The following is an 8,778-nucleotide window of genomic DNA, read 5'->3' on the forward strand; positions in this document are numbered from 1 at the left end:
AAAAAGACAAACATAACATTTTAACTTTTTTTATGAGGATTGATAAATTTTTATGGTGTATTCGGGTTTTTAAAACCAGAAGTATTGCCACAACAGCGTGTAAAAAAGGACAGGTTAAAATAAATGGCACCAACTTAAAACCTTCTAAAGAGGTTTTTGGTGGCGAATTAATTTTAGTTCGAAAAAATCAGATTAACTATCAATTTAAAGTTTTAAATTTACCAGAAAGTAGAGTTGGCGCAAAATTGGTAGATCAATTTAGAAAAGATGTTACCCCTAAAGAAGAGTTTGAAAAAACAGCACTTTTAAAATATGCCAAAGATTATTACAGAAAAAAAGGAGTGGGTAGACCTACTAAAAAAGATAGAAGAGATATAGATAACTTTCAAGACGATACAAACGAAGACTTATGATTGTAACAGACAATAACATTTTAAATACAGCTCAAATAAATCAAAAAATAAAAAGAATCGCTTATCAAATTTACGAGAGTAACGTTAATGAAAAAGAAGTCGTAATAGCTGGTATTATTGGCAATGGTTACACCTTTGCTAAAAAAATTGCGAATATTTTAGAGCAAATATCGCCACTTACAATTACTTTATGCGAAGTGAAGATCAACAAGAAAAAACCTTTAGAAACAATAACTACATCTTTAGAAATTAAAGATTACAAAAACAAATCTTTAGTGTTGGTAGATGACGTTTTAAACTCTGGAACTACTTTAATTTACGGTATTAAACATTTTTTAGATGTACCTTTAAAGCGTTTTAAAACTGCTGTTTTAGTTAATAGAAATCATAAAAAATATCCTGTTAAGGCAGATTTTAAAGGCATTTCTTTATCTACTTCAATTAAAGAACATGTACAAGTAGAGTTTTTTAACAATCAAGCAAAAGCTTATTTAGTTTAATAGCTCATAAAGCTCTTTAGCAACCTCTTTTTTAGTTTTGTTATCTATAGAAATAGTAGTTTTCGCTTTTTCATAAAAAGGACGTCTTTCAAATAAATGTTTTGCCACAAATTCTGGAATTTTATCATCATCTAAAGAAGCCACTAAAGGTCTTTTACTCTTTTTTCTAATCAACCTTTCAATCATATTTGCAGTACTACCATTTAAATAAATAGAATGTGCATCAGTTTTATTTATAAAATCCATATTATTTGCATAACAAGGTGTACCACCACCTAAAGCAAGTATAAAAGAAGTCTTTTTATCTAATAATTCTAGTAAATATTTGTTTTCTATAATTCTAAAATACACTTCTCCTTTTTCTTTAAAGATTTCAGAAATCGACCTATTTTCTTTCTCTTCTATATAGTCATCTAGGTCTAAAAACTTCATAGATAACTTTTTAGCAAGTTTTTTACCAATACTTGTTTTTCCAGATGCCATATACCCTAAAAGGATGATTTTCATTTTTTCTAAAATTTTGACAAATATCGATAAAAAAATTTCATTTTTATGCCTATAATTTCAATATTGATAGTATATTTGCAACCGATTTAAGAAAAAGACCTGGTAGCTCAGTTGGTAGAGCATCTCCCTTTTAAGGAGAGGGTCCTGGGTTCGAGCCCCAGCCCGGTCACACAAAAGGTTAAGCTTAAAGCTTAGCCTTTTTTTATTAAAAATAAAGCGCACGTGGCGAAACTGGTAGACGCGCAGCCTTGAGGGGGCTGTAAACGCAAGTTTGTGGAAGTTCGAATCTTCTCGTGCGCACATTTTTATTTTTATTTCTTTCACAAATAATTAACCAAACTATACTTGATAATTACTATTATTGTATTATGCAAAAAATACTATTATTTTTATGCTTATTTCTAACATTAAGCATATTCTCTCAAAAAGATTCTTTACGCATTAAAACGTTAAAAGGTCAAATTATACATGCTACTAATAATAAAGCGTTAAGTGCTGCTCACGTGCTTAATTTAAACTCTGTTAAGGGAACTATTACAGATGATAAAGGTTTTTTTGAATTACCAACAAGAGTAAATGATACAATTTTAGTATCCTATTTAGGGTATTCTTCCATAAAATTAAAAATTACGAATGATTTACTAAAAGGAAATGAATTAGAAATTGCTTTGTATGAAAAACCAGAAGAAATTAAAGAGGTAGTTATTAGATCTACAAAATTAATTGGTGTTTTAGAGGTTGATGTAAAAATGGTGCCAAAAGATCGTTTTACAAGAATACACATTAACGGTTTGCCGCAAACTTATGAAGTAGGTAAACCAAGGAGTAAAAACTTTTCATCGCCAGTAGCTGCTTTGTTTCAACCAGTAGATTTTTTATATAATTTATTCGGAAAAAAACCCAAACAATTAAAAAAGCTACAAACATTAAAAAAAGAAGACGATTTGCGTAAAATGCTAGCGGGTAAGTTTGATCGAGAGGTTATGATGGAATATTTAGAAATGGACAGACAAGAACTTTCTGAACTTTTAACAGACTGCAATTACTCTGCATATTTTATAAAAAAAGCGTCTGATTTACAAATGATAGAGGCTGTTTTAGATTGTTATGAAAACTACAAAGCCTTGAAAAAGGGTAAAATTGAACGAAACAAAATTCCTGAAAAAAATTAAGTACTTATCAATGAAAAAGGCCAGAAACCATGTTTCTGACCTTGATCAACTATTAAAAACTAACTAATAACTAACTAAAATACAGTTGTAATGTATTTGTAGTTATACTTTCTTCTGGTGTTCCAAGTATTTCTTTTAGAAAAAACTATTTCGTTTTTTTTATTTTCTCTGTTTTTGGTTTCTGTTGATATCATAATGTATATTTTGTTTTTCGTATTCATAAATAAGACGATGACATTACCTATTAGTTACACATTATTTTCTCTTTAACAGAACTTTAGGAATTACATTTAAAATAGTGTTAAACAAAAAAAATCTAGCAAAAGCTAGATTTTTTTTTTAAAAGTATGTTTTAATTTTATTGGTTACCTAATATAATTGGCATGCCAGATTTACCAGAGCCTATTAAAACAACTTTACTATTTGGAGATTTAGAAAGCTCTAATGTTGCTTCTATTCCTTTCTCTTGTAGTATCTTATCTGTTAAAGAAGCACTTAAAATTTTATTTGCTACAGCTTTACCTTCTGCATCAATTTTTTGTCTTTCTGCTTCTTTTTTAGCTTTTGCTAATCTAAACTCATACTCTAAAGACTCTTGCTCTTGCTTTAATTTAGTTTCAATTGCTGTTCTAATTGTAGGTGGTAATTTTACGTCTTCTACTAAAACTCTTTTTACAATTAAATATTGGTCTTCTAAAAGTTTTGTTATTTCATCTAAAATTTCTTGTTCAATTACATCTCTTTTACTTGAATATAATTGTTCTGGTGTGTAGCGTCCAACAACACTTCTTGCTGCCGCATTTATTGCAGGATCTAATAATTCACGCTCATAATCTTCTCCTTTCGTTTTAATTAAAAGACCTAATTTAGAGAATTCAGGTTCATACCAAATTGTACCACTTACCTTTACTTCTAACCCGTTTACAGATAAAACATTCATTTCATCTGAAATAGATTGCTGACGTACTTTACGTACAATCATTTCATTCCAAGGAGCCACTATTTGAAAACCTTCTCCATATGTTTTGTCTGTGTTGATACCATCTCCAAATCTTTCGAAAACTACACCACCCTCACCAGGACCAATAGTTACTGTAGATCTAGAAAATAATATGATTAAAACTACGGCTACTATGATAAAAAGGACGCCACCTTTTGGAAAATTAAGTTCTGCTTGATTTCTTGCCATTTTTGTTTATTTTAAGTTTTATCAAATTTACGAATTAACTTGATGAAACACAATCTATATACTCAGAATCTTCTAAATTAACTATCTCTAAGGTAATATGTTCTAGTTGAAATTTATTTAATAAAACAGCTTTAATATCTTGTTTTATTTTTAAAGATTCTTTCGAAGTAATAGAAGTATCAACTAAAATTAAATGGGCTGTAAAAACATTTTGCTCTCCATCCATTGTCCATAAATGAGAATCTTGTAAACTTTTTATGTTCTTATTTTTTAGTATTGCGTCTCTTATATCATCTAAAGAAATTTTTATTGGAGCACCTTGTAAAATAATTCTGATACTTTCTTTACCATTTTTATAAATATTGAACAGAATAAAAAAAGCAATAGCCAAAGATAATAATGGGTCTAAAATTGGGATATCCCAAAATTGCATAACAATACTTGCAATTAATACAGCTACCCAACCTAAAACGTCTTCTAATAAATGTAAAGTAACTACACGTTCATTTAATGATTTTCCTTGCGTTAATTTTAAAACCGCTGCACCATTTATAATAATCCCTAAGATTGCAAACCACATCATTCCTTTTGCATCTGACTCTTCTGGATTGATAATTCTTGGTATGGCTTTATAAATTACAAAAAAAGAGCCTATTAATAAGATTATAGAGTTTATAATTGCCCCTAATAAAGAAAACCTTTTAAATCCATAAGAATAGATTTTTGTTGCTTTTTTAGTTGATATTTTTTGAAAATACCATGACATTCCTAAGCTTAAAGAATCTCCTAAATCGTGAATAGCGTCTGACATAATAGCCAAACTATTTGTGTAAAATGCTCCAAAAAACTCAATAATTGTAAATAAAAGATTTAAAAAAAAGGCAGTACTAATATTATTTGTTGCAGAATGATTATGTTGATTATGATTTGACATATTATTTTTAATATATGACGGTAAAAACTTTTAAAAGATGCAATTTTAATTGAAGTTTATTAAATTTTACCAAAATATTTTCTGATAAACCACTCTGCAGTAAAAAGTACAACTACTAAAAATAAAATCCATTTCCAGTCTATTAAATTTTGTTCTTTATCGATAGACTTTTGGGTTGTAAAATATCTTTTATCTTCTAATAAGTTTTCTATTAAACTCTCTATTTGGGTTTTATAATATAACTTCCCTCCTGTTTTAGAAGCTAATTTTAACAATTTCGATTTGTTAGCACTTGTAAATTGTTCTTCAATTTGATAATCTGTTACCTTAAATTTACCATACTTTTTAATATTTTGCCCTAAAACATCTACTTTAAAATTATAGTTACCAGATATTAAATTATTTACAGAAACCTGGTAAGAGTTATTTATAAGTGATAATGGTAACTTTTTCGTTTCTTTTGTTTCTGTATTTGTAATGGTGATCTCTAAGGATGCTCTTGCATCAAATTGATAATTTTTATCTGTATAAAAGGCAGATATATTAATATTTGAATTGGCTGGATATAGATTTTCTGTATTCACCTCTAAACGACTTCTTTTTTTATTAGATGCCGTAAACTGAACTAAATTGCCAATAAATTGATCAAACTCTTGAAAAGAATTGGTATTTAAAAAACTGGTTGCTCTCCATTTCCAAATACCTTCGCCAAATAGCACACTAATTTTTTGGTTATTAACATCTAAAACAGATAATAAAGGTTGATTGGTTTGTAATCCGTTTATATTTTGAGTTAACAAATCTTGATGATCTTTTGAAAATAAAATTTCACCAAACTTATCTTCTAAAGGAGAAAATTGATTAAAACCAATATCCTTCTGTAGAAAAGTTAAAAAATTACCATTGTAATTTGCACCGTAATTTTCTGTCTGATTGATAAACTTTTTTGAAAAACCTAATTGTTGATTGTTTAAAAAATTCCAATCTGTATTTGCGCCAGAAATCAGAATAAAGTTATTATTATTTTGTTTTATTTTAGTAAATATATTTTTAAACTCATTGTTTGGATTGAACAAAACAACTAACTGATAATCATTTATTTGATTTTTAAATTTGTCAATTAAAAAAACATCTACAGAACGTTGTTTGTTACTTTCTATCGCCTTTTTTAAAGCACCAATATCTGGATGTAAAACAGTACTTAAAATTAACACTTTTGTCTGTTCGTCTATAACTTCTACAGAAAAGTTTTTAGTATTATTTTGAATGTTTTTTTCGTTTTCTATTTTTTGTAAGGAGGCTGTGTAATAATTAACACCTTCTTTTATAGAAGCTAAATTTGTAGTTATAATTTTAGAATTTGCTTCTTTAGAAAAGCTAATATTTTTAGAATAAACAACTTTACCTCCACTAAAAATAGAAAGTTTTGTGGTAACATTTTCATTACCTTGATAATTTAAAATTACCTCTGCAGGAAATTTATTTTTAATATAGCTGTATTTATTTACGTTTACCTGACTTATTTTAAGGTCCTTGTAAATAGTGGTATCTCCAACAACTATTGGATATATTTTTTGTTTTGTGTTTATAAATTCATAGTCATTCCCAATCGTTTGGTTGCCATCTGTAATTAAAAGAATAGGTGCATTTTTACTTTTATTAAGATTATGTAAGTCATTTAAAGCCTTGTAAATGTTGGTTTCGTTTGCGTTAAATGATAAGCTATCTTCAATTTGTAAATCATCGCCAAAAGCAAAATTTTCTAACGCAAACTTATCATTTAAACTAGTATTACTTTTTAAAGTACTTATTAAATCTTTTACATTTTCTTTTTCTTTAAAAAAATCAATTGACTTAGAATTATCAACTAAAATAGAAAGTGTTGGTTTGATGTTTTTGTAAGTAGTTGTTTTTATTTTGGGATTTATCAATAATAAAATCAATAAAAATAAGGACAATGCTTTTAATATAAAAAGCAGAATTGTAATTTTTGGTGACTTTTTTACTTTATAAAAATATTGAAAATAAGCCACAAAAAGACTTAATAATAAAGCTATGATTATATATAAAATAGTTGTTGACTGCAATGTTTTATTATTTGTGTGAAAGATATAAATAACAAACTTAAAAAAGAAAACCTACAACGTTAATTTGTTGTAGGTTTTAAGTTTATTTAAATTAGATTCTGAAACAAGTTCAGAATAACTTAAATTAAAAATTTAAGTTAACATACCACCATCTACAGATAATGTTTGTCCTGTAATGTAAGCACTCATATCAGATGCCAAAAATATACATGCATTTGCAATATCTACTGGCTGTCCTCCTCTTTTTAATGGAATTCCATCTCTCCAAGATTGTACAGTAGCTTCATCTAATTTTGCAGTCATTTCAGTTTCTATAAAACCTGGTGCAATTACATTACTTCTTACGTTTCTAGAACCTAATTCTAAGGCAACAGATTTAGAAAAACCTACAATTCCAGCTTTAGATGCTGCATAATTTGCTTGTCCTGCATTACCTTTCAAACCAACAACAGAACTCATATTAATAATAGAACCTGCTCTTTGTTTCATCATTGGTCTTATTACTGCTTTTGTTAGATTAAAAACAGATTTCAGATTCACTTCTATTACTTTATCAAAATCTTCTTCCGAAATACGCATTAACAGATTATCTTTAGTGATACCTGCATTATTTACTAAAATATCAATGCTTCCAAATTCTTTTTGTACATCTTTTGCCAACTCTTGGGCTGCATTAAAATCTGCAGCGTTAGATTGATATCCTTTTGCAGAAACACCATAAGAAGTAAGTTCTTCTTCTAAAGCTTTGGCAGCATCAACAGAAGAGCTATATGTGAATGCAACATTTGCACCTTGTTTTGCAAATTCTACAGCAATACTTCTTCCAATTCCTCTAGTTGCTCCTGTAACAATTGCAGATTTATTTTCTAATAATTTCATAATATTTTATTTAGTTGATATTCAAATATAAAAAAGAAATTCCCGTTTTCACGGGAATTTATTGGGTTTGTTATAACTTAATATTTATTATTTTAAAACACTTGCTACCATTTCTCCTATTTTAGCTGGAGAACTTACAACGTGTACGCCATTTGCAGCTAAAATTTTCATTTTTGCTTGAGCTGTATCATCTGCACCACCAACAATAGCACCTGCGTGCCCCATTGTTCTTCCTGCTGGAGCGGTTTGTCCAGCAATAAAACCTACAACTGGTTTTCTATTACCATCAGCTTTAATCCATTGTGCAGCTTCTGCTTCTAAATTTCCACCAATTTCACCAATCATTACAATTGCTTCAGTTTCATCATCATTCATTAACATTTCTACAGCTTCTTTTGTTGTAGTTCCAATAATTGGGTCTCCACCAATACCAATTGCAGTAGTAATACCAAAACCTTGTTTTACAACTTGGTCAGCAGCTTCGTAAGTTAACGTACCCGATTTAGATACAATACCTACTTTCCCTTTTTTAAAGATAAAACCTGGCATAATACCTACTTTAGCTTCATCTGGAGTAATTACACCTGGACAATTTGGTCCAACCAATCTACAATCTTTATCTGCAATGTAAGCTTTAACTTTTACCATATCTGCAGTGGGTATACCTTCTGTAATACAAATAATTACTTTAATACCTGCATCTGCAGATTCCATAATTGCATCTGCTGCAAAAGCTGGTGGTACAAAAATAATAGAAGTATCTGCGCCTACTTTTTCTACAGCTTCTACAACCGTATTAAAAACAGGTTTGTTTAAGTGTTCTTGCCCTCCTTTACCTGGAGTAACACCACCAACAACATTGGTCCCATAGTCTATCATTTGACCTGCGTGAAAAGTACCTTCACTACCTGTAAAACCTTGTACTATTATTTTTGAATTTTTATTTACTAAAACACTCATTGGTTTGTTTTTAAGCCCATTTAATATTGACATTTCTTAAAAAAAAGAAATAAATGGAGTTCGATTAATTTTATTCAATGCAAAAATAACTTATTGATTGTTTTTAAAAAAGAAAATCTACTTTTTCTTATTCTAAA

At 28.6% G+C, this 8,778-nt stretch carries 9 protein-coding genes and 2 tRNA genes; 5 read left to right on the forward strand and 6 right to left on the reverse strand.

What is annotated here, in order from left to right:
* The first annotated feature begins 32 nt into the window (after positions 1-32).
* Positions 33-413, forward strand: a complete 381-nt coding sequence (locus tag ACTG3S_RS02445; RefSeq protein ID WP_439127788.1) for an RNA-binding S4 domain-containing protein — start codon at positions 33-35, stop codon at positions 411-413.
* Positions 410-913, forward strand: a complete 504-nt coding sequence (locus ACTG3S_RS02450; RefSeq protein ID WP_439127789.1) for a phosphoribosyltransferase domain-containing protein — start codon at positions 410-412, stop codon at positions 911-913. Before ACTG3S_RS02445 ends, ACTG3S_RS02450 begins: the two co-directional genes overlap by 4 nt.
* Here ACTG3S_RS02450 and ACTG3S_RS02455 read toward each other — a convergent pair.
* Positions 905-1,420: a shikimate kinase gene (locus tag ACTG3S_RS02455; protein WP_439127790.1), complete on the reverse strand. Its 516-nt coding sequence runs from the start codon at positions 1,418-1,420 to the stop codon at positions 905-907. The genes ACTG3S_RS02450 and ACTG3S_RS02455 overlap by 9 nt on opposite strands.
* Before the next feature lie 96 nt (positions 1,421-1,516).
* Between ACTG3S_RS02455 and ACTG3S_RS02460 the strand changes: the two genes are divergently transcribed.
* The 3 genes from ACTG3S_RS02460 to ACTG3S_RS02470 all read left to right on the forward strand — a co-directional run bounded on the left by ACTG3S_RS02460 (position 1,517) and on the right by ACTG3S_RS02470 (position 2,592).
* Positions 1,517-1,589 (forward strand) — tRNA-Lys (locus tag ACTG3S_RS02460).
* Positions 1,590-1,636: 47 nt separating this feature from the next.
* A tRNA-Leu gene (locus ACTG3S_RS02465) sits at positions 1,637-1,720 on the forward strand.
* A gap of 68 nt (positions 1,721-1,788) precedes the next feature.
* Positions 1,789-2,592, forward strand: a complete 804-nt coding sequence (locus ACTG3S_RS02470) for a carboxypeptidase-like regulatory domain-containing protein (protein ID WP_439127791.1) — start codon at positions 1,789-1,791, stop codon at positions 2,590-2,592.
* A gap of 358 nt (positions 2,593-2,950) precedes the next feature.
* Here ACTG3S_RS02470 and ACTG3S_RS02475 read toward each other — a convergent pair whose 3' ends face one another.
* The 5 genes from ACTG3S_RS02475 to sucD all read right to left on the reverse strand — a co-directional run bounded on the left by ACTG3S_RS02475 (position 2,951) and on the right by sucD (position 8,641).
* Entirely contained in the window at positions 2,951-3,781 is an 831-nt protein-coding gene (locus ACTG3S_RS02475) for a prohibitin family protein (RefSeq protein WP_439127792.1), read from the reverse strand.
* Positions 3,782-3,815: 34 nt separating this feature from the next.
* A complete protein-coding gene (locus ACTG3S_RS02480; protein WP_439127793.1) occupies positions 3,816-4,715 on the reverse strand; it encodes a cation diffusion facilitator family transporter in 900 nt (299 codons plus the stop codon).
* 59 nt (positions 4,716-4,774) lie between these two features.
* A complete protein-coding gene (locus tag ACTG3S_RS02485; RefSeq protein ID WP_439127794.1) occupies positions 4,775-6,673 on the reverse strand; it encodes a VWA domain-containing protein in 1,899 nt (632 codons plus the stop codon).
* Between the two features lie 261 nt (positions 6,674-6,934).
* Positions 6,935-7,681 carry a 3-oxoacyl-[acyl-carrier-protein] reductase gene (gene fabG, locus ACTG3S_RS02490; RefSeq protein WP_439127795.1) on the reverse strand — a complete coding sequence of 249 codons (747 nt, stop codon included), beginning with the start codon at positions 7,679-7,681 and terminating at the stop codon, positions 6,935-6,937.
* Positions 7,682-7,768: 87 nt separating this feature from the next.
* The gene (sucD, locus tag ACTG3S_RS02495) at positions 7,769-8,641 is read right to left on the reverse strand and encodes a succinate--CoA ligase subunit alpha (RefSeq protein ID WP_439127800.1); all 873 of its coding nucleotides are present in this window, start codon (positions 8,639-8,641) and stop codon (positions 7,769-7,771) included.
* Positions 8,642-8,778: the final 137 nt, after the last annotated feature.

The organism is Polaribacter sp., assembly GCF_965656025.1.
Classification (GTDB): Bacteria; Bacteroidota; Bacteroidia; order Flavobacteriales; family Flavobacteriaceae; genus Polaribacter.

Coding starts and splice junctions, on each gene's coding strand:
- ACTG3S_RS02445 (WP_439127788.1), top strand. CDS start 33: ATGAGGATTGATAAATTTTTATGGTGTATTCGGGTTTTTAAAACCAGA.
- ACTG3S_RS02450 (WP_439127789.1), top strand. CDS start 410: ATGATTGTAACAGACAATAACATTTTAAATACAGCTCAAATAAATCAA.
- ACTG3S_RS02455 (WP_439127790.1), bottom strand. CDS start 1,420: ATGAAAATCATCCTTTTAGGGTATATGGCATCTGGAAAAACAAGTATT.
- ACTG3S_RS02470 (WP_439127791.1), top strand. CDS start 1,789: ATGCAAAAAATACTATTATTTTTATGCTTATTTCTAACATTAAGCATA.
- ACTG3S_RS02475 (WP_439127792.1), bottom strand. CDS start 3,781: ATGGCAAGAAATCAAGCAGAACTTAATTTTCCAAAAGGTGGCGTCCTT.
- ACTG3S_RS02480 (WP_439127793.1), bottom strand. CDS start 4,715: ATGTCAAATCATAATCAACATAATCATTCTGCAACAAATAATATTAGT.
- fabG (WP_439127795.1), bottom strand. CDS start 7,681: ATGAAATTATTAGAAAATAAATCTGCAATTGTTACAGGAGCAACTAGA.
- sucD (WP_439127800.1), bottom strand. CDS start 8,641: ATGAGTGTTTTAGTAAATAAAAATTCAAAAATAATAGTACAAGGTTTT.